Origin of the sequence: Budvicia diplopodorum (assembly GCF_009800925.1) — a bacterium.
GTDB lineage: Bacteria > Pseudomonadota > Gammaproteobacteria > Enterobacterales > Enterobacteriaceae > Budvicia > Budvicia diplopodorum.
The window spans coordinates 1-26,297 of sequence record NZ_WOYF01000012.1 but is presented as its reverse complement, the minus strand read 5'-3'; the positions used below and the strand labels follow the sequence as shown (position 1 = coordinate 26,297).

Sequence of the window (26,297 nt, the reverse complement as noted above, 5' to 3'; positions counted from 1 at the left end):
CATTTACATTGGTAACGGCATTGGGCATTAGATCTTGTATATGACTAAACTTCTGCCGCATCTCTTGGGTCAGTTAAATCACGATCTTTCACTTCTGGCATGCATATTGCCGAAATTAAGCCAATAACTGAATAAGTAATTAGCATAACAACAATCGGCCACCAGGATTGAGTCATATTGCAGAAGATACCTGCTAATACTGGACCAAATCCCACCGCGACTAAGCCACCGGTTTCTTTCGAAATAGCCATTCGGGTAAAGCGGTTTCGTGAACCGAAGATTTCCGCCATGGTAATGTTTTCAAGAGCAAACAGGCCTAATACAGCAACGTTATGAATAACGATGATACAGGCCATGATGGTGTTGACGTCGTTACTCTTATCAACAATCATCGAGATAGTTGGGTAGGCTAAAACGATTGCTGAGACGCTCATAATCATATAAGGAATACGACGGCCAATTTTGTCTGACAGCCAGCCCAAGAACGGTATGGTAAAGAATCCAATGATAGAACTGATCATCAGTGCATCGGTTGGAATTTTCTTTTCAAACAGTAAGGCTTGAACTAAATAACCTGCGAGGAAGGTTTGGATTAAGCCTGAGTTACCGGCCTGCCCAAAGCGTAACCCTGTTGCTATCCAGAATGATTTACTGGTAAACATCGCTATCAGTGAATTATCTTGCGCTTTTTGAGCCTTAGCCGCGGCTTTTTCAGCCGGCGTATGCCCTTTAGCAGCTTCCTTTGCGGCTTCAAAAACAGGGCTTTCTTTAAGATTCATTCGTAACCATACGGCAAAGATCATAACCACTACGCTAGATAAGAACGGGATACGCCAGCCCCAATCTACCAGTTGCTGTTTATCCAATAGGAAGAACATGAGTGCCCATATTGCCGTTGCGCTTAATGTTCCACAGTTGGTTCCCATGGCAACTAAAGAAGAGACAATCCCGCGTCTACCCTTTGGCGCATATTCTGCCAGCATGGTTCCCGCGCCGGAGATTTCAGCACCCGCGCCAAGCCCTTGAATGATACGTAGGGTAATCAGCAATATTGGTGCAAAGATACCAATTTGAGCGTAGGTCGGTAGAACGCCGATTAGCGTGGTACAGATGCCCATCATGGTGATAGTAATAAAGAGTACTTTTTTCCGGCCGATGGTGTCGCCCATTTTGCCGAAGAAGAAAGCACCGACGATACGAGCAACATAGCCCGCGCCATAGGTACCCATTGCCAGAATTAGGGCCATAGCCGCTGATTGTTCAGGGAAAAATATTTCATGAAAAACCAACGCCGCGCCCAGCGAATAGAGCTGGAAGTCCATAAATTCTAGGGCGGTGCCTAGCCACCCTGATACTGCAGCTTTAACTAAATCAGAAGTACTTCTTTCTGGATTATTTTGTTTGAGGTCCATGTTTTTATTCATATTTCTGTTCTCTAGGGTTTGTTGTTATATATACAGAAAAGTTATAGGTATCGTAATTGTTTGTTAGAATTTCAGTAAAATTTTGCAGCAATGTTTTTGGTCTTTTTCGAATACCTCTAATGCATCAATAACCTGTGTGTAATCAAAACGGTGAGTAATAAACTTCGCCGGATTAATCTTTTTCTCAGCCATCCACTCGATCACCATCGGAAAACGTTTACTGTTTAGACGTGACGAGAAGATCGAAAGCTCTTTGCTAGTGATACCTTGTTGAGTAATAGTGCAAGGATCGCTGGAGAAGCCCATTAGGCCGATACGCGCCGCAGGGGATGCGATGGTAATGGCTTCTTGTAAAATGGTTGGATGGCATGCTCCGTCAACGATAACCGTCGGGCGGATCCCCAGTTTTTGCAGTTCATCAACTAGCGATAGATTACTGTTATCAATCGCTAAATCGGCACCGCACTCTTTTGCCATGGTCAGTCTTTCAGGGATGCGGTCAACAATGATAATTTGTTTAACGCCATAAACCCCTTTTAGCGCCTGAATTACGGTGATGCCCATTGGGCCAGCACCATACACTAAGGCGATATCCTGAGCCGTAGGCTTCAGGTGAGAAAGGATGTTCGCTGCAATCGTAAACGGTTCGATAGTGGTTGCGAATTCATCGCTGATTGAGTCAGGAACAAGGTAAGCATTTTGCTCCGGTGCGCAGGCATATTGGCTGAATCCGCCGTCCCGATGCACGCCGATTACCTGTAGTTCACTACAAACATTCGGGCGTCCTACTGAACATGGGTAGCAATGGCCGCAGCTGACAACCGGATCTACAGCGACGCGCTGACCAATACGCGAGGCATCTACGCCATTACCAACGGCATCAATAATGCCAAAGAACTCATGGCCGATAACGCGCGGATACTTGGCGAACGGGTTTTTACCGTGATAAATATGGCTGTCAGAGCCACAAATACCCGCCAGTTTTACCTTTACTCTAACTTCGCCTTTTGCTGGCTCAGGTATATCCCGTTCTTGCATGACTAGCTTGCCCGGTTCTTCGATTACAACGCTTTTCATCACTCTCTCCTTCAATTTGTGGACCTTTCGCTATATCGCCAGTGGAGTGGTTTTGATATAGCGGAAGGTTTATTACATATCGGCACCGCTAGCCCATTACTTTAGGATTGCGATTTTCCCCACGAGTGGAGCTCTTTTCCGATTTTTTGTGGCGCACTTTCAGGCATCAGCATTAGGCCGATAACAGAAATAACCCCTAAAACAATTACATAGCCGGCAAGGCCGTAATAATGCCCTCCGGTCATTTGCAGAATTTTTATTGCAACCAGACCGAGCACTCCGCTACCAATGAGGGATCCAATCTGCCAAATCAGGGCAATTCCGCTACAGCGGATATGGGTTGGAAATAGCTCAGGGAAGAATGAGGCCTGCGGGGCATAGCACATACTATGACCAAACGTCAGAACCATAATCATCGCCAACTGGGTTAGCCAGAATGTGTCTTGGTTAATCGCCATAAAGAATGGAACGATCATGATGACTTGTAGGATGGCACCGGTGATATAGATAGGTTTTCGGCCAAACTTATCGGATAAATGCCCCATTACCGGAATGATCATGATCTCAAGGATGATGGCAATAATCATGGTTTCCATCAGCAAGGTTTCATTGAGATGGTTGGCTTTAGCGTAGGCCAGAACAATAACGGTGAACATCGCGAAGGTGCAGGCTTCTACTAATTTCGCGCAAACGCCTTTTACAACAATGGCTGGGAAATCTCGTATAACCTCAATTACCGGGCGGGATTCTGCAGCCTTGGTTTCACGAATTTGTGCAAACACGGGTGATTCATCAATGCGCAGGCGGATAAACAGCCCGACGATGACTAACAGTAAGCTCAATAGGAATGGAACCCGCCATCCCCAGTCCATCATTTGCTCCGGTGAGAGCGTTGCATTCAGTGCGGCAAATAGCGCCAGTGGCAACAGGAAGCCGACAGGGGCTCCGATTTGTACCCAACTGGCATAGAATCCACGGCGCTTGGGCTGTGAGTATTCTGCGGTCATCAGGACTGCGCCAGCCTGTTCGCCACCGACGCCAAAGCCTTGCAAAATACGGATTAGGATCAGCAAGATTGGCGCCCATATGCCAATTTTTTCATAGGTTGGCAGCAGACCAATACAGAATGTGCCTAAGCCAACGATGAGAATAGTAATAACTAATGCTTTTTTACGGCCAACTTTGTCACCGATATGGCCAAAAACAATGCCGCCTAACGGTCTGGCTAAGAAACCAACGGCATAGGTAGCAAATGCCGCTAGGGTACTAATTAAGGGGTCTGTGCTTGGAAAAAATAGATGGCCAAAAAACAGTACAGCGGCTGTTCCGTAGGCAAAAAAATCATAATATTCAGCCGCAGTGCCAATGGCTGAGGCTGTAGCAACACGTTTAATGACCGGTGTGTTGTTTTCTAATTCAGAATGATTCGCCATATTTAACGCCTTCTTATTTTTATCACGTTGATTTCGCCTGTAATGAAGCGAGCGCTTCATTACAGGCTATGATAGAAAGACTTTGCGCCGATCGATTACCAGTTCCAGAGCGTGCCATCTTCCAGACGAGCTACCGGAAGGTAGGCTGGTTCGTACGGATATTTGGCAGCCAGTTTTTCGTCAAAATCGATACCCAGACCTGGTTTATCGCTCGGATGCATATAGCCATCGTTGAAGGTCCAGTTGTGCGGGAAGACTTCCAGCATTTTTTCGGAGTAGCCCATGTATTCCTGAACGCCGAAGTTAGGCACCCAAAGGTCGAAATGCAGGGCCGCTGCGTGACAGATAGGCGATAGATCGGAAGGACCGTGAGAACCGGTACGAACCTGATACATTGCGGCAAAGTCAGCGATACGACGCATGTGGGTGATACCACCTGCATGGGTAATGGTGGTGCGGATATAGTCGATTAACTGCTCTTCAATCAGTTGCTTACAGTCCCAGATACTGTTAAATACTTCACCAACGGCTATTGGCGTCACGGTATGCTGGCGAATTAAGCGGAAGCATTCTTGGTTTTCTGCCGGCGTAGGATCTTCCATCCAGAACAGGCGATAGTCTTCAATGCTTTTACCAAAGCGGGCCGCTTCGATTGGCGTTAAACGGTGGTGCATGTCATGCAGCAGGTGTTCGTCAAAACCGAACTTATTACGCACGGCATCAAACAGTTTTGGCGTGAAGTCTAAATACTTTTCAGTTGACCACAGTTGCTCTTCGGGATGATGGCCCTTAGTTGCCGGTTCATAAGCTAGATTTTTACCTTTGCTTAGTCCGTAAGTGGTTTTCATACCCGGTACGCCGCACTGAACGCGAATGGCCTTAAAGCCCATCTCTTTGTGTTTTGCGTAATCTTCAAGCACTTCATCAATAGTACGGCCAGTTGTATGGCAGTAGACCATAACGCCGGTGCGGGATGCGCCGCCCAATAGCTGATAAACCGGCATATTGGCCGCTTTGCCTTTGATATCCCATAGGGCCATATCAATAGCTGAAATGGCCGACATGGTGACCGGACCACGACGCCAATAAGCGCCTTTGTAGAAGAATTGCCAGATATCTTCAATCTGATGGGCATCACGACCAATCAGTTGCGGGCAGAGGTGATCTTTTAGATAAGAAGCAACGGACAGCTCACGGCCGTTTAACGTAGCGTCACCAACACCATATACGCCTTCATCGGTGGTTATTTTGACGGTAACGAAGTTACGTCCCGGACATGTAACAAATACTTCAGCCTTTACGATTTTCATAGTGCATCCATCCTGAAGGGGGTAATTTTTAAATCTAATTGCGTCGAAAAGTTGGCTCAAGATACGTCTAGATTGACTACCATACAAGTATGTACGATGTGAATGGAGGTGGAAAATCTTCAATATGTGACTGGTATCACTGACAGAAAGCGTGGTTTTAACCGGAAAAATGAAAGATTGATTAGAGTTTACTGGTTAATTATTCAATTTAGATATTTTGTAATTTATTGAATATTAGAATATAGAATTAATTTAATGATTTTTTATTTGTATAAATTGATTTTATATTCAATTTTGTTAGTGTTGTTGCATTGAGTTAAAAATAACAGGGCTGGATTATATGAGTAGTTCCGCGTCAGTAAACCGTGAAACGTTTGATAACGTAATGTTACCCGTTTATGCACCGGCCGCGTTTGTTCCGGTTAAAGGTAAGGGGAGCCGAGTTTGGGATCAGCAGGGCAACGAATTCATTGATTTTTCCGGCGGCATTGCCGTTACCGCTTTAGGACACTGTCATCCTGCTTTAGTTAATGCTTTGAAAGCGCAGGGCGAAATGATTTGGCATACCAGTAATCTATTTACTAATGAACCCGCCTTACGTCTGGCTCAAAAGTTGATCGATGCCACTTTTGCAGACAGAATCTTTTTTGCCAATTCCGGTGCAGAAGCCAATGAAGCTGCATTTAAGCTGGCTCGTCGTTATGCTATTCAGCGCTACCACCCTGATAAAACAAAGATTATTGCGTTTAATAATGCCTTCCACGGGCGTACGCTGTTTACCGTGTCTGTTGGAGGGCAGCCTAAATACTCAGACGGCTTTGGCCCAAAACCGGCTGATATTGTGCACGTGCCTTTTAATGATTTAGCGGCAGTGAAAGCGGTTATCGACGATCGCACCTGCGCGGTGGTGCTTGAACCGGTTCAGGGTGAAGGCGGAATTACGGCCGTTGATGCAGATTTCTTACGCGGTGTACGTGAATTATGCGATAAGCATCGGGCTTTGCTGGTATTTGATGAAGTCCAGTCAGGAATGGGCCGGACCGGTTCCTTGTTCACTTATATGCAATATGGCATAACGCCGGATATTTTAACCTCGGCTAAAGCGCTGGGCGGAGGTTTTCCGATCAGTGCGATGCTAACGACCAATGAGATTGCCGATGTGATGGAGCCGGGCGTGCATGGCACCACGTATGGCGGCAATCCGTTAGCCTGTGCCGTGGCTGAAGCGGCGTTTGATGTGATTAATACGCCGGAAGTATTGTCGGGCGTACGGCAGCGCCATCAGTATATTGTTGCTCAGTTAGACGCCATTAATCAGAAGTATCAGGCGTTTTCAGACGTGCGTGGATTGGGGCTATTGATCGGTGCTCAGCTACAGCCTAAATTTCAGGGCAAAGCCAGAGAATTTTTGGCGGCAGCGGTTGAGCAAGGGTTGATGGTATTGAATGCGGGCCCTGACGTTATTCGGTTTGCTCCTTCATTGGTCATTACGGCTGAAGAGCTAGTATCGGGTATGCAGCGGTTTGAAAAAGCGGTTAAGGCAATGGTTGAGAAACCAAGCTGATAGCCATTGCCCATTCTGGCCGCCATCCGTTTGTTTTACCACGATAGGGTGGCGGCTTAGCCTCTAAACGCCGCCCCTCAATTTTCGTTTCAGCCAGATCCCATGATGTGGCCGTTGCTGCCAGGCCAGTGAGGATATGGTATGCATTGCTTTCAGGTGTGCAAGTATCCGTTCAATATGTCTCTCCATCAACGTTTCTGGTAAATCATCATTGGGTTCAACCAGCGTGAGCATGCTGGTGTCACTGCTTGGTCCGTCGTACTCCAGTCGCTGTTGGCAAATCTGAATCGCGATTTCACAGGCGTTCAGATAATCATTCGATAATTCAGGGACTAATACATACTGGTCTCTGGCGATGACGGTCATACCGTTTAAATGTTCCACCAGAAACTGGCTGTGGGTAATCCACAGGCGCATATCGGTTAAGTAGCGGGTATTGAATCCCGGCTCTTGCATCGCCTGATTAAGCGAAGTGAACAGCGTATTGTGGGCCTGACTCACCTTCATGCGGGCGTAGGAGAGTTCTGGCGCGTTATCCGTCATGCTAAACATCAGACGTAAATGCTGCTGGTAACTCTCCAGCGCATTATGGGCATTTTGCCGTAGTAGGCCGCTTTGCCACTGAGGCCACAGCCAAATGGTGCTGGCAAAGACCAGAATACAGCCAATAATGGTATCAATCAGGCGCGGCAATAAAATATCCATGCCGCTGAGCGCAATGATCTGCAGGGTATACACCGCAGTGATGGTGAAGCCGATGACCGCAATACCATAATTTTTACGCACAGTTAAGTAAGAGCAGAGCGTTATCGCCAGCATGACCAGCAGCATGGTGTTTTGCGGGTAGCGCAGTTGAAGAATTCCAGCTCCGGCAACGATTCCAAACATTGTACCTAGCGCACGGTGTTGAATTCTTATGCGGGTGGCATTATAGCCGTTCTGGCTAACCAGCATGATAGTGAGCAAGATCCAGTAAGGCTTGGGTAAGTTAAGCATGGTTCCGATGCCGCTGCCTGCGGCCAGCGTGAGCCCTAACCGGGCGGCATTTCTCAGGCCTACCGATTTGAGAGAACAGTAACTTTTCAGCGCCCTCCAGAACGGGAGGATGCTTTGACCCTGCATCAGAGAGCGAACATATAACGGCGATTGACTGCTGAGCAGGTGGGCAATACGTCCAAAATGGTAGTAGCAGAATGCGCCGACCGGATTATCCGGGTGCTGGTGAGCTATTTTGGCCAATGCCGATAGCTCATTATCCATATTGAATGGCGTTGGCTGGCGGTGGTAGAGAATATTATTGGCCAGTATCCGCAGCCTTGAGCTGATAATTTTGGCGTTAAAGCGGATAACGGCTTCAGCATGGCTCTCTTCCACCAGCTTTTGAACTTCATCCGGCAAATGGAGGCTTACCGTAATGTGTTCCTGCAGATCTAACGCTACCTGAAATGCCTGCATCAGACGTTTATGCCGCGGATGCTTCAGGTCGGTAATCATATAAATTTGCTGATAGACCTGCGTAATTGTGTCCATCACCTGCTGCTGTCGTTTAAGCAGCGGCGGGAGAGCGGTTTCAGGATCGGTATGTTGGGTCAGCAGGCTGTATTTATCTTCTAAGTAGTCGGCCAGCTGTCGGTATAACAGGCTTAAAGATTCCCGCATTGGCTGTTCTTGCCAGAGTCTGAACCAGACATAGGTAAATATTCCATACCAGATAGTCCCGATGACATAGATAGCGGGTGCATACCATATAGGATATGAGCCAACCAGACTGAGAGTAAAGATGGCAGCAACCATGGCGGCAGGTAACATTCGACCGTGCAGGGGGCTAATTTCGGCGGTAACGCCAAGCAGTAAAGCTAAAATTAATAAGCAGACCGGTAATGGAACCGACCAGAGCAACAGTTGCTGAAGTAATAAACTGCTGACGGAAAACAGCACGCCGCCGATAGCTAATCGCTTGAAAAAACGTTTATGAGGGGTGTCTAAGCCACCAATGTTACAGCAGGCGGGGACCAGTGAAAGTAAGAACCCAAAGCGCAATTCGCCCAAAGACCAGGTTATCGCTATAGGTATGCACAGAACCAGCGTTTGTCGCAGAGCATAGTTAACTTCTGGATGATAAATGACACGTCGCCACATACGTTTTCCGGAGAGGAAAAACGGGCACGCCGGTGGCAATGCCCGTTTCTATTTGATATTTAACGCGTTCCGTAAACGACGATAGTTTTTCCATGTGCTGAGATCAGGTTCTGATCTTCTAACATTTTTAAGATGCGCCCTACGGTTTCACGTGAACAACCAACGATTTGTCCGATTTCCTGACGGGTTATTTTGATTTGCATTCCGTCTGGGTGAGTCATTGCATCGGGCTGTTTTGCCAGATTCAATAAAGTTTGTGCGATACGCCCCGTTACGTCAAGGAAGGCCAAACTGCCGACTTTTTCTGACGTTACTTGCAAACGGCTGGCCATTTGAGCGGATAACCGCATTAAAATGTCCGGGTTAACCTGAATCAGCTGACGAAACTTTTTGTATGAAATTTCAGCGACTTCACAGGCCGTTTTTGCTCTTACCCACGCGCTTCGTTCCTGACCTTCTTCAAAAAGGCCCAGTTCACCAATGAAATCCCCCTGATTTAGATAGGAGAGAATCATCTCTTTACCTTCTTCATCTTTAATCAGAACGGCTACGGCACCTTTTACAATGTAGTAAAGTGTTTCTGCTTTTTCACCTTGGTGAATAAGTGTGCTCTTGGATGGGTATTTATGGATATGACAATGAGATAAAAACCATTCGAGAGTAGGGTCTGTTTGTGGTTTGCCGAGAACCATTTGTTGTTATCCTCTTTGTAATCACTGCCTAAAACAGCAAAGCCATTCGCTCGCCGAAACCTAGCCCGCTCCAGAGCATAATTATTTGCTAAGTGAGCGCCATAATCTTAGACGATGCATAATAGAATAAGAGGTATTTACCCATTTTGCATTGTCTAGGCATAACTTATTTTATGTACTTGTTCTGCCATATGGTTGTAACACAGGTTAGCTAAAGAGTCTCGTATTGTCTTATGGAAATGAGGGGTAATCGATTCAATACCTGATTATTTGCTCATTTTAACTACGATCCGTTATTCCAAAATCCGGCCTTCCCGCAGCCGTTGAATTAACGGTGTGATAATCAGCTCCATCGCCAGCCCGACTTTTCCCCCGGGGATGACCAACGTGTTCGTTTGAGATATGTACGAACCGTGAAGCATCGTCAATAAATAGGGGAAATCGATGCCGGTGAGCCCTCTGAAATGGATTACCACCAGGCTTTCATCCATGGTCGGAATGCTTTTAGCTGAGAATGGATCGGATGTATCCACCGTCGGGACTCGTTGGAAGTTAATATGCGTACGGGAAAACTGTGGTGTGATGTAGTTGATGTAGTCATCCATTGAACGGACAACGGAATCAATGACCGCTTCGCGAGAGTGCTCTCGCTCAACGGTGTCTCGGATAAGCTTTTGTATCCACTCTAGGTTAACGATAGGCACCACGCCGACTAACAGGTCAACGTGTTGTACAACGTTGTGTTGTGCAGTGACAATTCCGCCGTGCAGACCTTCATAAAAGAGTAGATCTGTTGATTCAGGTAGTGGTTGCCATGGCGTAAACGTACCCGGAATTTGGTTATAGGGTACGGCTTCGTCATAGGTGTGCAGGTACTTCCGGGTGCGTCCGGTGCCGGTTGCCCCATATTCGACAAAGCTGCTTTCTAACAGCGCAAAGTCATTGGCCTCGGGGCCGAAATAGCTAATGTGGCGGCCTTGCTCGCGGGCTTTTCGTATTTCAGCATCCATTTCGGGGCGAGTGTAGCGATGGTAGGCATCGCCTTCTATTCTGGCCGCGTTCAGCTTTAGCTGTTGGAATATTTTACGGAAGGCTTGGCTGGTGGTGGTGGTACCGGCGCCGCTTGAGCCGGTAACCGCAATAATCGGATACTTTGCTGACATTGGCCTGATTCCTTTATTTTATTGCTATGGGTAGAACATCGTTCAGCAGGGCGGTGGATTGACCACCTTTTTTTAATGATTAATACATCTGTTCTGTCTGTTCTTCATCACCGTCATTGAACTGGCCTTTGGGCATGATATTAATTGTTTCATGTAATTCTGACCAGACCAGAACGATATCACCGTTTTTTAGCTGTCGTTTAACGTCGTCAACTTTCTGGCTGAGGGACTTTTCATGCTCACCGTAATCAGTGCCTTCACGCAGAACAAAAGACTCGATAATGCTGTCAAGGGTTTCCGGAGCTACGTCGCTCCATGGAATAATCATATTGTTTTCTCCAGATAAGCGCTTAGCCATTCAGGTATTCGTTGTTCTAGCCACATCTCGGGCTTTTTCCACGTACCGCTGACGAAGCCTACGTGTCCACCGTGTTCGGTGAGCTGATATTCAATGTTGTCTGGCAGATTGCCCCAGTCAGGAATAACGTCCGCAGCCATAAACGGATCGTCTTTAGCATGAATAATCAGTAACGGGATACGAATTTTGGGTAACAGGGGTAATGCACTGCAACGTTGGTAATAGTCGGATGAATCTTTGAACCCGTGGAGCGGTGCGGTAACCGCGTCATCAAACTCTCGCAACGAACGGATATGCTTTAAGGCTAAGCCCGGTAAAGGCAGGCTTTGAGGATAGCGGACTAATTTGCGTTCGGTGCTTTGTTTTAGCTGGCCGACCAAATAGCGATTATAGACTCGGGCAAGTCCTTGCTCCAGATGCTGTGAACAAGAGCCAAGCATCAAGGGCGCAGAGACCATCACCGCAGCCTGCAACGGCACGTTCACACCTTCTTCTGCTAAATAACAGCCCAGCATGTTGCCGCCCAGAGAATAGCCGACGGCGGCGGTAGGCGCCTGACCGAAGCTTTCTTGCAGCCAGTTTAGGAAAAAACGGGCATCGCTGGTTTCTCCTGAGTGATAAGCCCGGCTGATTCGGTTGGGTTCGCCGCTACAGCCGCGAAAATGCATTACTACGCCGAGCCAATTGAGCCGTCTACAGATATCCAGTAAACCGTGTGCGTAAGGACTGTAGACGCTGCCTTCTAATCCGTGAAACAACACCAGCCTTGGCTTATGGCATGCCTGTTCAGGGTCTTCGCTCCACGCCAGATCGAGAAAATCTCCGTCCGGTAGCTCCAGACGTTGCCAAAAAGGTTGTTGTTTTATTTTTCGCCGAAATAGCCGCGGAAGTAAGGTTTGTAGATGGGGGTTAGCCGTTCCCCTCATGGGCTGAAATGATTGTGCATCCATAACTCAATAAAATTCACTCAAGGGGTCTTGTGCGATCAATATCACACTGTTAGCTTGAATGGAATGACAAAACATATTCGAAAAGCGAAGGGTTGCACAAAATGGAGTTAAGCTGGTTTCTTTCAATGTTAATATTTTTGTGGATTGCGGCAATCACTCCCGGCCCTAACAATATGCTGTTGACTTCATCGACGGCGAATTTCGGATTTGTCCGTTCTTTACCTTTAATGTTCGGGATTATGGTCGGCATGCAGCTGTTGCTATTGCTGGTGGCTGCCGGGGTTGGCGGTATTATTACGGCTTATCCTCAACTGCATCTGGCTTTAAAGATATTGGGTAGTCTGTATTTGATCTGGCTGGCGTGGAAAATAGCCACTTCCCGTTATGAAAAGTTGGAAACCAATAGCGGGGCTGCTAAGCCGGTACGTTTATATCAAGGTCTGTTATTGCAGGCTTTAAACCCCAAAGCATGGTTAATGGGCATTGGGTCGGTTGCCAGTTACAGTCTGGCCGGTACGCATTACAGCGCGTCGATTATTGCTATTAGTATTGCCATGTGTTCGGTGAATATTGTTGCAGGTGCCGTCTGGATGGGCTTCGGCACGGCCATCAGCCGTTTGCTACAAAGCCGTAAGTCGTGGGCTATTTTTAATTTCTGTATGGGTATACTAACGGCCGGGTGCGTTGTCTTTATCTGGATTTAACGCATATCACTGATGATCCGCTTTCCTAAATAAGAAGGTGCACAGCGGCACCTTCTTTAGTGAGTATCACTCGAGACACTGGTTGAACTCGGTGGTCATTTCTTCGAGCTGCTCATGAAGTTCCAGCCAGATCATTTCTAGCTCTTCCTGCGTAGATTTAATCGTAACCTGCCGTTGTAAAAGCGTGGTTAGCTCCGATTTTTTCTCCATTTCATAAATCGCGCTGTCAGAGAGGGATTGCTCAATATCATTCAGCTGTTTACTGAGTTTTTCCAGTTCAGCATCCAGTTTGTCGATCTTTTTACGAATAGGCTGGGTTTGAGCCCTGAAGTCTGCGTCACGCCGCTTTTGGTCTTTACGGGCCTGAGCGCTATTGGCGGTGACTTCTTTGCTGCCTTCTTCTGGCTGTGATTCTTGGCGCTGTAAGTCGGCTAACCATTGCTGATAGTCTTCGAGATCGCCATCAAAAGGCTCGACTTTTTTATCATGGACCAGATACAGCTCATCGGTGGTGGAGCGCAGTAGATGACGATCATGGGAAACGACGACCAGCGCGCCTTCAAAATCAATCAGAGCTTCAGTCAGTGCCTGACGCATGTCGAGGTCTAAGTGGTTAGTTGGTTCATCGAGCAGGAGTAGGTTCGGGCGCAGCCAGACAACTAAAGCCAGAACTAAACGGGCTTTTTCTCCGCCGGAGAAACGCTCGGTATTTTCCGTCACTTTATCGCCACGAAACCCAAAGCCGCCCAAATAGTCACGAAGCTGTTGTTCATACTCTTTCGGTGCCAGCCGGCTGAGGTGTTGTAACGGCGATTCATCGGCTCTCAGCGTTTCTAACTGGTGCTGAGCGAAGTAGCCCAGTTTGATCCCTTTGGCTAAACCAATCTCGCCCCGTTGAGGAGCCAGCGTTCCGGCCAGAAGTTTAATCAGGGTTGATTTACCTGCACCGTTACGACCAAGCAGGCCAATACGGGAACCCGGAACCAGATTGAGCTTGATTGATTCCAGAATGGTTTTGTCGGCATATCCGGCGCTGACCTTTTCCATCCGCAATAACGGATTTGGTAAGCTTTCCGGCTGGCGGAAACTGAAGCTGAACGGGTTATCAACGTGGGCCGGGGCAATCAGCTCCATGCGTTCTAGCATTTTTATCCGGCTTTGGGCCTGTTTAGCCTTGGTCGCTTGGGCTTTAAACCGGTCGATATAGCTTTGCAGGTGGGCTACTTTTTCCTGCTGTGATTGGAAAAGCGCCTGTTGCTGTGACAGCTTAGTGGCCCGCTGGCGCTCAAACGATGAGTAATTGCCGGTGTACTCATTCATCTGCTGTTGTTCGATATGCAAAATTTTATCCACGATCGGATCAAGAAAATCCCGGTCATGAGAAATAAGAATAAGCGTGCCGGTATAGCTTTTTAGCCATTTTTCCAGCCAGATCACGGCGTCTAAATCTAAGTGGTTGGTTGGTTCATCCAACAGCAAAAGATCGGAACGGCAAAGTAAGGCCTGTGCGAGGTTTAAACGCATTCGCCAGCCGCCGGAGAAAGCGCTGACCGGCTGCTGGAGCTGCTCTTGGGAAAATCCCAGCCCGTGCAATAGGCTCGATGCTCTGGGGTAAATGGTCCACGCTTGGATAGCGTCTAGCTGACCGTGAACGACGGCAATGGCATGGCCGTCATTTTTTTCATTGGCTTCAGACAGATTTTTTTCTAGTTGGCGGTATTCTCTGTCTCCGTCAATCACGTATTCAACGGCGGGAATTTCTAATGTCGGCGTTTCCTGATTGACCCAAGACATTGCCCAGTTGCTCGGGAACGTGGCGCTACCGCCATCTGCGGATAACTCACCTTTTAGTAACGAAAGCAGGGTTGATTTGCCGCAGCCGTTTTTTCCTACCAGGCCCACTTTTTGCCCGGGATTAATTGTTGCTGTTGCGTTATCAAGTAAGACGTTTACACCGCGTCGGATCTGCAATGAAGAAAATACAATCATAGGGCCACGTATCAGGTTATCAGTCAGTGGGTTATTAATCGGAAGGGCAACGGACCTGATTTGGCCTTGGTTTATTGCCGCTAACCGTTTATTGATAAAAGCGCTTTTCCGAACCGATCGGGTTTCGGATAAAGAAATCAGTTTTTTAATAAAAGCCTATTTTTCAATGCTATCATTTATCAACATGCGAATACTTTAACTAAACTTACCGTGTGCGGCGATGATATGTCACTGCAGTTTCTGTCGCTGGTAATTTATAGGTCATGCATGGTAGCGGAAAATTCTAATGATGACGATGTTTAGGGGAAGCAAAAATGTCGCAATTACCCAAGGCTCTTATTTTATATGCTCATCCTGAACCAAAACGTTCGGTAGCGAACCGGGCCTTATTAAAGGTTGTCAGAAATCTGGATAACGTTATTGTCCGTGACCTCTATGCTTATTACCCCGATTTTTTCATCAATGTTCATCGGGAACATCAAATGCTCAGAGAGCATGACACTATCGTATTCCAGTTTCCCATTCATACCTATAGCTGTCCGGCGTTGATGAAAGAGTGGATCGATCGGGTTCTGAACCTACAGTTTACCGGTAGCTTAGGGGCCAGTGAACTTTCGGGTAAAACGTTTCGTCTGGTTGTCACTGCGGGAGCGACTGAAGCCAGCTATCAAACCGGTGGCGTTGTGGGCTATTCACTGGACGATATTTTATTGCCGTTCAAAATTATGGCCAAAGCTTGCGGTATGGTGTGGGTTTCTCCACTGATCGTTTACCGAGCGCGGCGAATTGAGGGAACTGAACTACAGCAGCATGCGCTTGAATACGCTCAGTGGCTGAATTCATCACTGACTGAGGAGATTGAATAATGGAAACGTCTCCGCAGTTGATTGCCGTATTACTTTTCCTGTTCGTGGCCGTTTTAATGGTGCCTCTTGCCCGTCGGTTGGGGATTGGCGCCGTTTTGGGCTATTTAATTGCGGGCATCGTCATTGGCCCGTGGGGATTCAGGCTGATCAATGATGTGGATGAAATCCTGCATTTTTCTGAGATGGGCGTGGTGCTACTGCTGTTTGTCATCGGTCTGGAACTTAATCCGGCGAAGCTCTGGAAGATGAGAAAGCCTATTTTTGGGCTGGGAACCGCTCAGGTCCTGTTAACCGCGGCTATTCTGTGCGGTTTGCTTTACTGGGCCGGTTTTGGTTTTTCCGCGGCGATTGTTGGCGCTCTTGGGTTATCTATGTCATCAACAGCAATGGCGCTGCAACTGATGAAAGAAAAGGGTATGCAGGGGAATGAAGGCGGCCAGGCTGGTTTTGCCGTTTTGCTGTTTCAGGATATGGCCGTTGTTCCCGCGTTAGCGTTAGTTCCTATTCTTGCGGGGAAGGGGAATGGTGATGCGGACTGGTTTACGATTCTCAGTAAGGTGTTGGGGCTGGCTATATTAGTTCTCGGCTGTCGCTATTTATTGAAACCTCTTTTCCGCTACGTAGCCTCGTCGGGCATTCGCGAAGTTTTTACCGCGACCGCTTTGTTAGTTGTGTTAGGTGCCGCAGTGCTAATGCAAGAGATTGGCTTTTCTATGGCATTAGGAACGTTCCTTGCGGGAGTACTGTTGGCTGAAAGTGAATATCAGCATGAATTAGAAGTCGCGATCGAACCGTTCAAAGGGCTACTGCTGGGGCTATTTTTCATCTCGGTCGGCATGGTTCTGAATCTTGGCGTGTTCTACTCTCATATTTTGCAGGTTTTGGCCGGTGTCTTTATTTTATTGCTGGTTAAAGGCGTCGTATTGTATGTGCTGTCCCGTAGTTTCGGCATTAAACGCTCCGAACGGTTACAGTTTTCCGCGGTATTAAGCCAGGGTGGAGAATTTGCCTTTGTGCTTTTTGCTGCGGCTCAGGCCCAAAAGATATTTAACGTCGACCAAATAGCCATGTTATTGGTTGTGGTGACGATTTCTATGATGACGACGCCTTTGCTGATGCAGCTCGTCGATAGAATTTTAGCGCGACGCTATAACCAGCCCGACGAAGGTGCTCAAGAAGCGGACGTAGAAGATGATGAACCTCAGGTGATTATCATTGGTTTTGGGCGCTTTGGGCAGGTAGTGGGTCGGTTATTAATGGCCAATGAAATTCGCCTGACCGTGCTAGAGCGGGACGTCAGTCAGGTGAGTATATTGCGAAGCTATGGGTATAAGGTTTACTACGGTGACGCAACCGAGCTGGAACTTCTCAGGGCTGCGGGAGCCGAAAAGGCAAAAGCCATTATTATTGCCAGCGATTTGCCAGAAGAGACCATGATTATTGTTCGACTATGTCAGCAATATTTTCCTAATTTATCTATTCTTGCACGCGCCAGAGGGCGGGTTGAAGCCCATGAGCTATTAAACGTGGGCGTGGAACTACTGGCCCGTGAGACATTTGCCAGTGCGCTAGAGTTAAGTCGTAAGGCGCTAATTAATCTAGGCATGCACCCTCATCAGGCTTATCGCGCTCAGCAACACTTTAAGCGCCTAGATGAGAATATGTTGCGCGAGTTAGCGCCTAATCGTCAGGGCGAAGTTCAACAGATATCCCGAGTTGCAGAAGCCCGGCGTGAGTTGGAAAGTCTTTTTCAGCGTGAGATGCAGCATGAGAGCAAGCTGTCTGACGGTTGGGATTTCGATGAAGAGATTCAAGACAATCAGCATGACGCTTTAGAGTGATGGCTGCATCGCAGATTAACGTAAATGAATATTCGACATTCATCATACTTAGTAATATAAAGTTGCCTAAATTTTTATCTCAGTGAGTACAGCGCCGTTGATTTCAGCTACAATCAGCGGAAATTTAGTTTCAACGGTTAGGAGTAATCATGAAAGTAGCAAAAGACCTAGTGGTCAGCCTGGCGTATCAGGTTCGTACAGAAGATGGCGTATTAGTTGATGAATCTCCGGTGAGTGCACCGTTGGATTATCTGCATGGACATGGCTCTTTGATTGCTGGCTTAGAAAAAGCATTAGAAGAACATAGCGTTGGCGATCGCTTTGATGTTTTTGTTCCTGCCAATGAAGCATACGGCAACTATGATGACGTGCTGGTTCAACGCGTTCCTAAAGACGTTTTTATGGGCGTTGAAGAGCTTCAGGTTGGTATGCGCTTTTTAGCTGATACCGATCAGGGTCCGGTTCCCGTTGAAATTACAGCAGTTGAAGACGACCACGTAGTGGTTGACGGAAACCATATGTTGGCTGGCCAGAATCTGAATTTCAACGTTGAAGTTATCGCTATTCGTGAAGCAACCGAAGAAGAGTTAGCTCATGGTCATGTACATGGTGAACATGACCACAGCGAAGGTGGCTGCTGTGGCGGTCACGGTCATGAACACGGCGAAGGCGGCGGTTGCTGCGGTGGCGGTGGGCACGACCATGACCACGATCACGGCTATGAACATGGTGCTGGCGGTTGTGGTGGAAAAGGTAACGGCGGATGTGGCTGTAGCCATTAATTTCCCTCGGTAAACTGAAAAAATGGCAGCTTATTAAAGCTGCCATTTTTGTTAACGTTTAACCGTTAAAGAGAGTTAGTAGTGTGGCGGTGGAACTTCTTCTGACTGTGATGCAATCATCGATGGTTGTGATGCTTTTAGTTTATCGGTCAGTAATCGTAACTGTTCGCGGAGTTTCGTGATTTCCCATTGATGCTGGATGATTGTTTGATTCAGATCTTCGATAGTCACTTCTTGGAAAGCTTGTCTGCTTTCCAATAACTCTAAGCGTTGTAGTAGTTCGTCAGTGTCCATCTTTGGCATCTTGTCCCCGGTGAATAATGATTAATCTTGTACGGTGAATATGATATTAATGTGCACATTCATTAAGGAGCTACCATACTTTGTGATGGCGGCAGAAATGAACATTGATAGCTTTATTCTACAATGAAACACGAGGAATATATTGATGTCTTTTTTTACTAAGCAGCTGTATGCAGCCGGGGTGGTTCTGTTTACGCTTCCTGTATTTAGCACATTTGCAAATCAGGCTGTTGATAATAAAGAGCAAAATGCCCCAGAGGCCGTTCAAGCGGAACAGCCGCTCAAGTCATCAACCGAAGGAAATAGCGCACAGCAAGTGAATGCTCCGGTGGCGGCATCCACTACTGACAAACTCGTAACCGAGACGGCAACGACATCGGCTGTTCAAGCGCCTGCAGCTTCTGCTGACGCGCTTCAAGCATCTCCAGATGCTAAAAACACTCTTCCGGTTGCAACCCCTGTAAGCAAAGAGCTAGAAACATCGGCGCTGGCACCGGTAAAATTTACTCTGGATAGCGAAGAGCAAAAGCGCGCTTATGCCAGTGGCGTTACCTTAGCCCGATATCTACAAGAAAATATGGTTCAGCAGCAAAAACTGCATATCACCTTAGATCCTCAAATCGTTATTGCCGGTATTGTTGATGCATTTAAGAAAGATATAAAGATGGATGATGCAACTATCCAAAAAACCATGTCTGCCTTTGATGAGCAGGTTAATATTCTGAATCAAGCTAAATTCGAGCAAGAGTCCCAGCGTGAATTAGAAATAGGTCGTGCTTATCAGGCTGAATTTGCACAGCAAGATGGCGTGAAAAAAAGTAGGTCAGGTTTACTTTATTTGATTATCACCCAGGGTAGCGGTGCTGCAATTAAAGCAACTGATGTTGTTGAGATTGAACTGGTCGGTACGTTGGTGAGCGGCCAGACATTTGAGAAAACGGCTCAGCCAATTACGTTAAAAGTCAGTGATGTCATTCCTGCTCTGCGCAGCGGTATTCAACTGGCAGGAAGAGGGGGTGAGATCAAACTGGTTGTGCCTTCTGAGCAGGGATACGGACCTAAAGGTGCCTTACCGAAAATTCCACCAAACGCGACTCTGATTTTTGAAATTAGAGTATTGCAGGCTAATAGCAGTAAATCTAAGTAATTACTCATGCATGAGCAACTGCTGCGGTGTCATTTACTTGGGTTTTTGCTGAGTTATTGACTTGAATGATATGTAAAGTGATTCCTGACTAATAAAGCAACTATTGTCATGAACCAATTCTATTTTTACTGTCGAACATAAATTCGTTGAATCAAGAACCTTATATTTAACGTTTGGATTTTAATTTTTTACTGTGGAACATTTTTCTATCACTGGAGAAGTAGATGAGATCATTATTTAAAATAACGCTATTAGCCACTACCATGGCTTTGGCAACTGGTGCGATGGCCGAAGAAGCAAAGCCTAAAGCAGAAACTCCAGCGATAGCGGCACCCGTAGCAACTACGCCTGCAGATGCGACATCTCCGGAAAAGTTTGCAAGTGAAGATCAAAAAGCAGCCTATGCGCTGGGTGCGTCTTTAGGTGGTTATATTAATAACTCACTGAAAGAGCAGGATAAATTAGGCGTTGTCTTAGATCGTACTCAAATTCAGGCGGGCTTCGAAGACTCTTTCGCTAACAAAAGTAAGCTAGGTAATAATGAAATTGAGCAGTCTTTACAGACATTCGAAGAGCGTATTAAGGTACAAGCAGCAGAGAAAGCCAAAAATGAGGGTGCAGAGTTCAGCGCTAAATTCGTAAAAGAGGCTGGCGTTAAGAAAACTGAATCTGGCTTGATGTATAAAGTGGAAGCCGCTGGTACTGGTAATGCGCCAAAGAGCAGTGACACCGTTGTGGTTAACTACAAAGGTAGCTTAGTTGACGGTACTGAGTTTGATAGCTCTTATACCCGAGGCCAGCCTGCGACTTTCCGTCTAGACGGCGTGATCCCTGGCTGGACTGAAGGCCTGAAGCACGTTAAGAAAGGCGGTAAAATCAAGTTAGTTATTCCTGCAGATTTAGCCTACGGCGATAATGCAGTAGACGGCATTCCTGTGGGTTCAACTTTGGTATTTGACGTTGAGCTTTTAGACATTAAAGCAGAAGTTAAAGCGCCAGAGCCTAAATAAGTCCTCCGACTGAACCATAAAAAACCGCAAGAGAAATCCTGCGGTTTTTTTATTTACTGAGTTATTGTGGTATTTGTTAGAGTAGAATGACTTATTGAAAAAAGTCTCCAGGTTTCTTTTTTGTCTGAGGACCAACATAGACTAAATTTTTGGAGAAAGGGCAATGCCGAGTTCGGAACTATCAAGCGAGTATGAACCTTTGGATGAAAAACCATTTTCTTCTGAGGATCACCAAATCCTCAAGTCGTATGAGTCAGTGGTTGATGGGCTAGCAATGCTGATTGGCTCCCATTGCGAGATAGTCCTACACTCCCTTGACGATTTAAAATGTTCAGCGGTGCGTATTGCTAACGGCGAGCATACCGGTCGTAAAATAGGATCTCCCATTACTGACATGGCGCTTCGCATGTTGCATGCAATGTCTCATGATGACAGTAGCGTTTCTAAAGCTTATTTTACCCGGGCAAAAAGTGGCTCATTAATGAAGTCACTGACGATAGCTATACGTAATAAAGATCGCCGCGTGATTGGCCTGCTTTGCATCAATATGAATCTCGACGTGCCTTTCTCCCAAATTATGCAGACATTTTTACCGCCTGAAACCAATGACGTCCATTCGAATGTGAACTTTGCGTCATCGGTTGACGATCTGGTTGCTCAAACTCTTGAATTCAGTATTGAAGAGATTAATGCCGATCGTAACGTATCCAATAATGCTAAGAATCGCCAGATTGTCCTTAATCTTTATGAAAAAGGTATTTTTGATATTAAAGATTCTATTAATCAGGTCGCCGATCGTCTGAACATTTCAAAACATACGGTATATCTTTATATCCGTCAGTTTAAAAACGGTGACTTTTCAGGAAACGAGCGGTGAAATTGCGTTATGTTCTGCTAGTTACCGGGCCTGCATATGGAACTCAGCAGGCAACCAGTGCTTATCAGTTTTCTCAGGCTTTAGTTCAAGAAGGGCATCAGATAGACAGCATTTTTTTCTATCGTGAGGGTATCCATAACGCGAATCAGTTAGCCTCACCGGCCAGTGATGAATTTGATTTAGTCAGGGCGTGGCAAAGGCTGGCTGAACAACAGGACATCATTCTGAATGTCTGTATCGCTGCCGCCTTAAGGCGTGGCGTGATCGATCGGCAGGAAGCAGAATTACGTCAGGCATTAACAAGCGCCAATTTACAGTCGGGATTTATGCTGAGTGGCCTAGGCGCATTGGCTGAAGCTATGCTGACCTGTGACCGTGTGATTCAGTTTTAGGTAGCCAATAATAATGAAGAAGATTGCTTTTGTCTTTACTCATGCTCCACACGGCACTTCCGGTGGGCGAGAGGGTTTGGATGCCGTTTTGGCTACGTCAGCCTTGACCGAGGATATTGGGTTATTTTTTCTGTCTGACGGTGTGTTCCAGCTTTTGACTCAGCAGCAGCCTGAAACTATATTATCGCGTAATTACATAGCGACATTTGGCGTGCTGGCTTTGTATGATATCGATGATTGCTTCATCTGTACCGATTCTTTATGCGTTAGAGGATTGAGCCATGATATCGATCTGGTGCTGGATGCCGAGCGCTTAAATAGCCAACAGATGCGAGAGCGGCTGTCTTCTTATGACGTTGTTCTTACTTTTTAAGGAATATCCGTGCTGCATACCGTATCACACTCTTTATACCAAATTGATATTGATGCGTTGCTGCAAAGCATTGGAAGCAACGATGGTATCCTGCTGCTTCAAGATGGCGTAACGTCCGTAGTTTCTGGAAATCGGCTCCTTTCATCGCTTTTAAATATGGGTGTTCCGGTATACGCCTTAAGCGAAGATATTCTAGCCAGAGGGTTGCAACATAGGGTAGATGGTCATATCAAATTGATTAACTATACTGGTTTTGTGGAACTCACTACTCATCACCGACAGCAGATGTTTTGGTAGAACGCCATTTGAAACGTGATAAAACATTATTCATTAGTTCTAAATACAAGATATGAGATAACCAATCGGGCTTTTCTTTTGTTATTCGCCATATTATCCAGCGATATTAAACAAAATAAGAAATATATGGTCCTGTTAGCCGACTATAGCTGTATATTTCTTGACACTTCACCGCTTCAGCCATAAAATTTTGCGTCCCTCAGTGTACCCTTTGCTAAGGGATCGATTTATCACGTGTTTACGAAGTAAAAACCAGGAGCTTTTTTTAATGGCAACAATTAATCAGCTGGTACGCAAACCGCGCACAATGAAGGTTGCAAAAAGCAACGTTCCTGCGCTGGAAGCTTGCCCGCAGAAACGTGGCGTATGTACTCGCGTATATACTACCACTCCAAAGAAACCAAACTCTGCATTACGTAAAGTTTGTCGTGTACGTTTGACCAACGGTTTTGAAGTTTCTTCATACATCGGTGGTGAAGGCCATAACCTGCAGGAGCACTCAGTGATCCTGATCCGTGGTGGTCGTGTTAAAGACTTGCCTGGTGTGCGTTATCATACCGTTCGCGGCGCGCTGGACTGCTCAGGTGTTAAAGACCGTAAGCAATCCCGTTCTAAGTATGGTGTGAAGAAGCCAAAGGCTTAATGGTTACCCGTTAAGTAAGGCCAAACATTTTAACTTAATGTCAAAATAAAACTCGTAGAGTTTTGGACAATCCTGAATTAACAACGGAGTATTTCCATGCCACGTCGTCGCGTCATTGGTCAACGTAAAATTCTGCCGGATCCTAAGTTCGGATCAGACTTACTGGCCAAATTTGTAAATATTTTAATGGTAGATGGTAAGAAATCTACCGCAGAAGCTATCGTCTATACTGCGTTAGAGACCTTAGCTCAGCGTTCTGGAAAAGGACACCTGGAAGCTTTTGAAACTGCCCTGGACAACGTAAGACCAACTGTTGAAGTTAAGTCTCGTCGTGTAGGTGGTTCTACCTATCAGGTGCCGGTTGAAGTTCGTCCGGTTCGCCGTAATGCGCTTGCCATGCGCTGGATAGTAGAAGCCGCCCGTAAACGCGGTGATAAATCCATGGCTTTACGCCTAGCGAATGAACTGTCTGATGCTGCAGAAAACAAAGGTACTGCAGTTAAGAAACGTGAAGACGTTCACCGTATGGCTGAAGCTAACAAGGCGTTCGCCCACTACCGTTGGTAATCCCTTTTCGGTAGTCATGCTAACCATGCGGGCGCTTTTTAAGTTGACCCGCATGGGTTATCTGAAGAACGACCTAGTAATAGAGGAATAAAATGGCTCGTATAACTCCTATTGAGCGTTATCGTAATATTGGTATCAGTGCTCACATTGATGCCGGTAAAACAACCACTACCGAACGTATCCTGTTCTACACCGGTGTAAACCATAAAATCGGTGAAGTGCACGATGGCGCAGCGACTATGGACTGGATGGAACAAGAGCAAGAGCGTGGTATTACTATCACTTCTGCTGCAACCACCGCGTTCTGGTCTGGTATGGCTAAGCAGTTTGATGCGCATCGCGTTAATATCATCGACACCCCAGGACACGTTGACTTCACGATCGAAGTAGAACGTTCAATGCGTGTGTTGGATGGTGCAGTAATGGTTTATTGTGCTGTTGGTGGCGTTCAACCACAGTCAGAAACCGTATGGCGTCAAGCTAACAAATATAAAGTTCCACGTATTGCGTTCGTTAATAAGATGGACCGTATGGGGGCGAACTTCCTGCGCGTCGTTGGGCAACTGAAAAGTCGTCTTGCTGCTAACCCAGTTCCAATTCAATTGGCAATTGGCGCAGAAGAAAAATTCACCGGTGTTATTGACTTGGTGAAAATGAAAGCTATTAACTGGAATGAAGAAGACCAGGGCGTAACTTTCCAATATGAAGAAATTCCTGCTGACATGAAAGATCTGGCCGAAGAATGGCACCAGAATCTAGTTGAATCGGCAGCTGAAGCTTCAGAAGAGCTAATGGATAAATACTTGGGCGGCGAAACGCTGACTGAGGAAGAAATCAAGAAAGCTCTGCGTCAGCGCGTACTGAATAACGAAGTTATTCTGGTTACCTGTGGTTCAGCCTTTAAAAATAAAGGCGTACAGGCAATGCTGGATGCAGTTATTGAATATCTGCCTGCACCAACTGACGTTGAATCAATCAACGGCATGTTGAATGATGGTAAAGATACTCCAGCTGTTCGTCATTCAAGCGACAAAGAGCCGTTTGCTGCATTAGCATTTAAAATTGCAACCGACCCGTTTGTTGGTAACCTGACGTTCTTCCGCGTTTACTCTGGCGTTGTTAATTCAGGCGATACCGTTCTGAACTCAGTGAAAGATAAGCGTGAGCGTTTTGGTCGTATCGTTCAAATGCACGCAAACAAGCGTGAAGAGATTAAAGAAGTTTGTGCTGGTGATATCGCAGCCGCTATCGGCCTAAAATATTCTACCACTGGTGATACCCTGTGTGCCGAAGATCATCCGATCATTCTTGAGCGCATGGAATTCCCAGAGCCAGTAATCTCTGTTGCAGTTGAACCGAAGACTAAAGCTGACCAAGAAAAAATGGGTATTGCTCTGGGCCGTCTGGCTCAAGAAGATCCATCATTCCGCGTTTGGAGTGATGAAGAATCAGGTCAAACCATTATCGCTGGTATGGGTGAGCTACACTTAGACATTCTTGTTGATCGTATGCGTCGTGAGTTTAACGTTGAGGCTAATGTGGGTAAACCACAGGTTGCTTACCGTGAAACAATTCGTGCTTCCGTTGAGCAAGAAGGTAAACACGCGAAACAGTCTGGTGGTCGTGGTCAATTCGGTCACGTATGGATCCGTATTGAGCCGCTGGCATCTGGTGGTAAAGGTTACGAGTTCGTCAACGAAATCTCTGGTGGTGTAATTCCTAAAGAATTCATCCCTGCGGTTGATAAAGGCGTTCAGGAGCAGCTGAAAGGCGGTGTTCTGGCTGGCTATCCAATCGTTGACGTGAAAGTTTCGCTGTTCGACGGTTCTTTCCATGACGTTGACTCCTCGGAACTTGCGTTTAAAATCGCTGGATCTATGGCATTTAAAGAAGGCTTCATGAAGGCTAAACCAGTTCTGCTGGAACCAATCATGAAAGTTGAAATTGAAACGCCAGAAGATTACATGGGCGACGTTATCGGTGACTTAAACCGCCGCCGTGGTATGATCGATGGCATGGAAGATACTGCTACGGGTAAAACTATCCGAGCTCAGGTTCCACTGTCTGAAATGTTTGGTTATGCTACCGACCTGCGCTCACAGTCTCAAGGTCGTGCTTCATACTCTATGGAGTTCTTGAAGTACAATGAAGCACCAAACAACGTTGCAACAGCAATCATCGAAGCTCGTAAGGCTAAATAAGCCTCGGGTAAAAATTAATATCCCAGTCCCCCTCGGATAGAGGGGGATAGAGTAAAGGAACATAATCGTGTCTAAAGAAAAATTTGAACGTACAAAACCGCACGTAAACGTCGGTACTATCGGCCACGTTGACCACGGTAAAACAACTCTGACTGCTGCTATCACTACCGTATTGGCTAAAACCTACGGCGGTAA

Annotated in this window: 26 protein-coding genes; 15 read left to right on the top strand and 11 right to left on the bottom strand. The window is 46.5% G+C overall.

What is annotated here, in order from left to right; translation table 11 throughout:
• Window positions 1-44 precede the first annotated feature (44 nt).
• From GVI43_RS11420 to manD, 4 genes are all read right to left on the bottom strand, one after another.
• Window positions 45-1,412 carry an MFS transporter gene (locus GVI43_RS11420; RefSeq protein ID WP_159567067.1) on the bottom strand — a complete coding sequence of 456 codons (1,368 nt, stop codon included), beginning with the start codon at window positions 1,410-1,412 and terminating at the stop codon, window positions 45-47.
• Between the two features lie 75 nt (window positions 1,413-1,487).
• A complete protein-coding gene (locus GVI43_RS11415) occupies window positions 1,488-2,501 on the bottom strand; it encodes a Zn-dependent oxidoreductase (RefSeq protein WP_159566989.1) in 1,014 nt (337 codons plus the stop codon).
• A 101-nt stretch (window positions 2,502-2,602) separates the two neighbouring features.
• On the bottom strand, window positions 2,603-3,934 hold the full coding sequence (locus GVI43_RS11410; protein WP_159566988.1) for an MFS transporter: 1,332 nt from the start codon (window positions 3,932-3,934) through the stop codon (window positions 2,603-2,605).
• A gap of 95 nt (window positions 3,935-4,029) precedes the next feature.
• Complete coding sequence (manD, locus tag GVI43_RS11405) at window positions 4,030-5,244, bottom strand: D-mannonate dehydratase ManD (protein ID WP_159566987.1); 1,215 nt, start codon at window positions 5,242-5,244, stop codon at window positions 4,030-4,032.
• Window positions 5,245-5,584: 340 nt separating this feature from the next.
• On the opposite strand from manD, the gene argD reads away from it, so the two are divergent.
• A complete protein-coding gene (gene argD / locus GVI43_RS11400) occupies window positions 5,585-6,808 on the top strand; it encodes a bifunctional acetylornithine/succinyldiaminopimelate transaminase (protein ID WP_159566986.1) in 1,224 nt (407 codons plus the stop codon).
• Between the two features lie 63 nt (window positions 6,809-6,871).
• On the opposite strand, the gene GVI43_RS11395 is transcribed toward argD, so the two are convergent.
• The 5 genes from GVI43_RS11395 to GVI43_RS11375 all read right to left on the bottom strand — a co-directional run bounded on the left by GVI43_RS11395 (window position 6,872) and on the right by GVI43_RS11375 (window position 12,110).
• A complete protein-coding gene (locus GVI43_RS11395; protein ID WP_159566985.1) occupies window positions 6,872-8,947 on the bottom strand; it encodes a YccS/YhfK family putative transporter in 2,076 nt (691 codons plus the stop codon).
• A gap of 59 nt (window positions 8,948-9,006) precedes the next feature.
• Window positions 9,007-9,639: a cAMP-activated global transcriptional regulator CRP gene (gene crp / locus GVI43_RS11390; protein WP_027273485.1), complete on the bottom strand. Its 633-nt coding sequence runs from the start codon at window positions 9,637-9,639 to the stop codon at window positions 9,007-9,009.
• A 293-nt stretch (window positions 9,640-9,932) separates the two neighbouring features.
• Window positions 9,933-10,802, bottom strand: a complete 870-nt coding sequence (locus tag GVI43_RS11385; protein WP_159566984.1) for a phosphoribulokinase — start codon at window positions 10,800-10,802, stop codon at window positions 9,933-9,935.
• Window positions 10,803-10,881: 79 nt separating this feature from the next.
• Complete coding sequence (locus GVI43_RS11380; RefSeq protein ID WP_159566983.1) at window positions 10,882-11,130, bottom strand: YheU family protein; 249 nt, start codon at window positions 11,128-11,130, stop codon at window positions 10,882-10,884.
• On the bottom strand, window positions 11,127-12,110 hold the full coding sequence (locus GVI43_RS11375; protein WP_246201839.1) for a hydrolase: 984 nt from the start codon (window positions 12,108-12,110) through the stop codon (window positions 11,127-11,129). The genes GVI43_RS11380 and GVI43_RS11375 overlap by 4 nt, the downstream gene beginning before the upstream one ends.
• A 101-nt stretch (window positions 12,111-12,211) precedes the next feature.
• On the opposite strand from GVI43_RS11375, the gene GVI43_RS11370 reads away from it, so the two are divergent.
• A complete protein-coding gene (locus GVI43_RS11370; RefSeq protein ID WP_159566982.1) occupies window positions 12,212-12,814 on the top strand; it encodes a LysE family translocator in 603 nt (200 codons plus the stop codon).
• Window positions 12,815-12,880: 66 nt separating this feature from the next.
• Here GVI43_RS11370 and GVI43_RS11365 read toward each other — a convergent pair whose 3' ends face one another.
• Complete coding sequence (locus GVI43_RS11365) at window positions 12,881-14,803, bottom strand: ABC transporter ATP-binding protein (RefSeq protein ID WP_159566981.1); 1,923 nt, start codon at window positions 14,801-14,803, stop codon at window positions 12,881-12,883.
• 314 nt (window positions 14,804-15,117) lie between these two features.
• On the opposite strand from GVI43_RS11365, the gene kefG reads away from it, so the two are divergent.
• The 3 genes from kefG to slyD all read left to right on the top strand — a co-directional run bounded on the left by kefG (window position 15,118) and on the right by slyD (window position 18,292).
• Window positions 15,118-15,669: a glutathione-regulated potassium-efflux system ancillary protein KefG gene (kefG, locus tag GVI43_RS11360; RefSeq protein ID WP_159566980.1), complete on the top strand. Its 552-nt coding sequence runs from the start codon at window positions 15,118-15,120 to the stop codon at window positions 15,667-15,669.
• Window positions 15,669-17,510 carry a glutathione-regulated potassium-efflux system protein KefB gene (kefB, locus tag GVI43_RS11355; protein WP_159566979.1) on the top strand — a complete coding sequence of 614 codons (1,842 nt, stop codon included), beginning with the start codon at window positions 15,669-15,671 and terminating at the stop codon, window positions 17,508-17,510. The genes kefG and kefB overlap by 1 nt, the downstream gene beginning before the upstream one ends.
• 149 nt (window positions 17,511-17,659) lie before the next feature.
• Window positions 17,660-18,292, top strand: coding sequence for a peptidylprolyl isomerase (gene slyD, locus GVI43_RS11350; RefSeq protein WP_159566978.1), 633 nt, complete (start codon window positions 17,660-17,662; stop codon window positions 18,290-18,292).
• A gap of 75 nt (window positions 18,293-18,367) precedes the next feature.
• Here the strand turns inward: slyD and GVI43_RS11345 are convergent, their stop codons facing one another.
• Window positions 18,368-18,586, bottom strand: coding sequence for a SlyX family protein (locus tag GVI43_RS11345; RefSeq protein ID WP_211959090.1), 219 nt, complete (start codon window positions 18,584-18,586; stop codon window positions 18,368-18,370).
• 154 nt (window positions 18,587-18,740) lie between these two features.
• On the opposite strand from GVI43_RS11345, the gene GVI43_RS11340 reads away from it, so the two are divergent.
• From GVI43_RS11340 to GVI43_RS11295, 10 genes are all read left to right on the top strand, one after another.
• Window positions 18,741-19,742, top strand: a complete 1,002-nt coding sequence (locus tag GVI43_RS11340) for an FKBP-type peptidyl-prolyl cis-trans isomerase (protein WP_159566976.1) — start codon at window positions 18,741-18,743, stop codon at window positions 19,740-19,742.
• A gap of 224 nt (window positions 19,743-19,966) precedes the next feature.
• A complete protein-coding gene (fkpA, locus tag GVI43_RS11335) occupies window positions 19,967-20,752 on the top strand; it encodes an FKBP-type peptidyl-prolyl cis-trans isomerase (RefSeq protein ID WP_159566975.1) in 786 nt (261 codons plus the stop codon).
• A 163-nt stretch (window positions 20,753-20,915) separates the two neighbouring features.
• Window positions 20,916-21,629 carry a helix-turn-helix transcriptional regulator gene (locus GVI43_RS11330; protein WP_159566974.1) on the top strand — a complete coding sequence of 238 codons (714 nt, stop codon included), beginning with the start codon at window positions 20,916-20,918 and terminating at the stop codon, window positions 21,627-21,629.
• Between the two features lie 2 nt (window positions 21,630-21,631).
• A complete protein-coding gene (gene tusD / locus GVI43_RS11325; RefSeq protein WP_159567065.1) occupies window positions 21,632-22,021 on the top strand; it encodes a sulfurtransferase complex subunit TusD in 390 nt (129 codons plus the stop codon).
• Between the two features lie 13 nt (window positions 22,022-22,034).
• On the top strand, window positions 22,035-22,394 hold the full coding sequence (gene tusC / locus GVI43_RS11320; RefSeq protein ID WP_159566973.1) for a sulfurtransferase complex subunit TusC: 360 nt from the start codon (window positions 22,035-22,037) through the stop codon (window positions 22,392-22,394).
• Between the two features lie 9 nt (window positions 22,395-22,403).
• The gene (gene tusB / locus GVI43_RS11315) at window positions 22,404-22,691 is read left to right on the top strand and encodes a sulfurtransferase complex subunit TusB (RefSeq protein WP_159566972.1); all 288 of its coding nucleotides are present in this window, start codon (window positions 22,404-22,406) and stop codon (window positions 22,689-22,691) included.
• Between the two features lie 268 nt (window positions 22,692-22,959).
• Entirely contained in the window at window positions 22,960-23,334 is a 375-nt protein-coding gene (gene rpsL / locus GVI43_RS11310; RefSeq protein WP_159566971.1) for a 30S ribosomal protein S12, read from the top strand.
• A gap of 96 nt (window positions 23,335-23,430) precedes the next feature.
• Entirely contained in the window at window positions 23,431-23,901 is a 471-nt protein-coding gene (gene rpsG / locus GVI43_RS11305) for a 30S ribosomal protein S7 (protein ID WP_159566970.1), read from the top strand.
• 92 nt (window positions 23,902-23,993) lie between these two features.
• Window positions 23,994-26,102 (top strand): elongation factor G, encoded by a 2,109-nt coding sequence (fusA, locus tag GVI43_RS11300; RefSeq protein WP_159566969.1) that lies wholly within the window; start codon window positions 23,994-23,996, stop codon window positions 26,100-26,102.
• A gap of 67 nt (window positions 26,103-26,169) precedes the next feature.
• A partial coding sequence (locus GVI43_RS11295; RefSeq protein ID WP_000031650.1) for a GTP-binding protein occupies window positions 26,170-26,297 on the top strand: 128 nt, incomplete at its 3' end.

Coding starts and splice junctions, on each gene's coding strand:
- argD (WP_159566986.1), top strand. CDS start 5,585: ATGAGTAGTTCCGCGTCAGTAAACCGTGAAACGTTTGATAACGTAATG.
- GVI43_RS11365 (WP_159566981.1), bottom strand. CDS start 14,803: ATGATTGTATTTTCTTCATTGCAGATCCGACGCGGTGTAAACGTCTTA.
- GVI43_RS11420 (WP_159567067.1), bottom strand. CDS start 1,412: ATGGACCTCAAACAAAATAATCCAGAAAGAAGTACTTCTGATTTAGTT.
- crp (WP_027273485.1), bottom strand. CDS start 9,639: ATGGTTCTCGGCAAACCACAAACAGACCCTACTCTCGAATGGTTTTTA.
- GVI43_RS11345 (WP_211959090.1), bottom strand. CDS start 18,586: ATGGACACTGACGAACTACTACAACGCTTAGAGTTATTGGAAAGCAGA.
- GVI43_RS11340 (WP_159566976.1), top strand. CDS start 18,741: ATGTCTTTTTTTACTAAGCAGCTGTATGCAGCCGGGGTGGTTCTGTTT.
- GVI43_RS11375 (WP_246201839.1), bottom strand. CDS start 12,110: ATGGATGCACAATCATTTCAGCCCATGAGGGGAACGGCTAACCCCCAT.
- tusC (WP_159566973.1), top strand. CDS start 22,035: ATGAAGAAGATTGCTTTTGTCTTTACTCATGCTCCACACGGCACTTCC.
- rpsG (WP_159566970.1), top strand. CDS start 23,431: ATGCCACGTCGTCGCGTCATTGGTCAACGTAAAATTCTGCCGGATCCT.
- GVI43_RS11330 (WP_159566974.1), top strand. CDS start 20,916: ATGCCGAGTTCGGAACTATCAAGCGAGTATGAACCTTTGGATGAAAAA.
- GVI43_RS11415 (WP_159566989.1), bottom strand. CDS start 2,501: ATGAAAAGCGTTGTAATCGAAGAACCGGGCAAGCTAGTCATGCAAGAA.
- GVI43_RS11385 (WP_159566984.1), bottom strand. CDS start 10,802: ATGTCAGCAAAGTATCCGATTATTGCGGTTACCGGCTCAAGCGGCGCC.
- kefB (WP_159566979.1), top strand. CDS start 15,669: ATGGAAACGTCTCCGCAGTTGATTGCCGTATTACTTTTCCTGTTCGTG.
- rpsL (WP_159566971.1), top strand. CDS start 22,960: ATGGCAACAATTAATCAGCTGGTACGCAAACCGCGCACAATGAAGGTT.
- GVI43_RS11395 (WP_159566985.1), bottom strand. CDS start 8,947: ATGTGGCGACGTGTCATTTATCATCCAGAAGTTAACTATGCTCTGCGA.
- GVI43_RS11370 (WP_159566982.1), top strand. CDS start 12,212: ATGGAGTTAAGCTGGTTTCTTTCAATGTTAATATTTTTGTGGATTGCG.
- GVI43_RS11380 (WP_159566983.1), bottom strand. CDS start 11,130: ATGATTATTCCATGGAGCGACGTAGCTCCGGAAACCCTTGACAGCATT.
- fkpA (WP_159566975.1), top strand. CDS start 19,967: ATGAGATCATTATTTAAAATAACGCTATTAGCCACTACCATGGCTTTG.
- slyD (WP_159566978.1), top strand. CDS start 17,660: ATGAAAGTAGCAAAAGACCTAGTGGTCAGCCTGGCGTATCAGGTTCGT.
- kefG (WP_159566980.1), top strand. CDS start 15,118: ATGTCGCAATTACCCAAGGCTCTTATTTTATATGCTCATCCTGAACCA.
- GVI43_RS11410 (WP_159566988.1), bottom strand. CDS start 3,934: ATGGCGAATCATTCTGAATTAGAAAACAACACACCGGTCATTAAACGT.
- manD (WP_159566987.1), bottom strand. CDS start 5,244: ATGAAAATCGTAAAGGCTGAAGTATTTGTTACATGTCCGGGACGTAAC.
- fusA (WP_159566969.1), top strand. CDS start 23,994: ATGGCTCGTATAACTCCTATTGAGCGTTATCGTAATATTGGTATCAGT.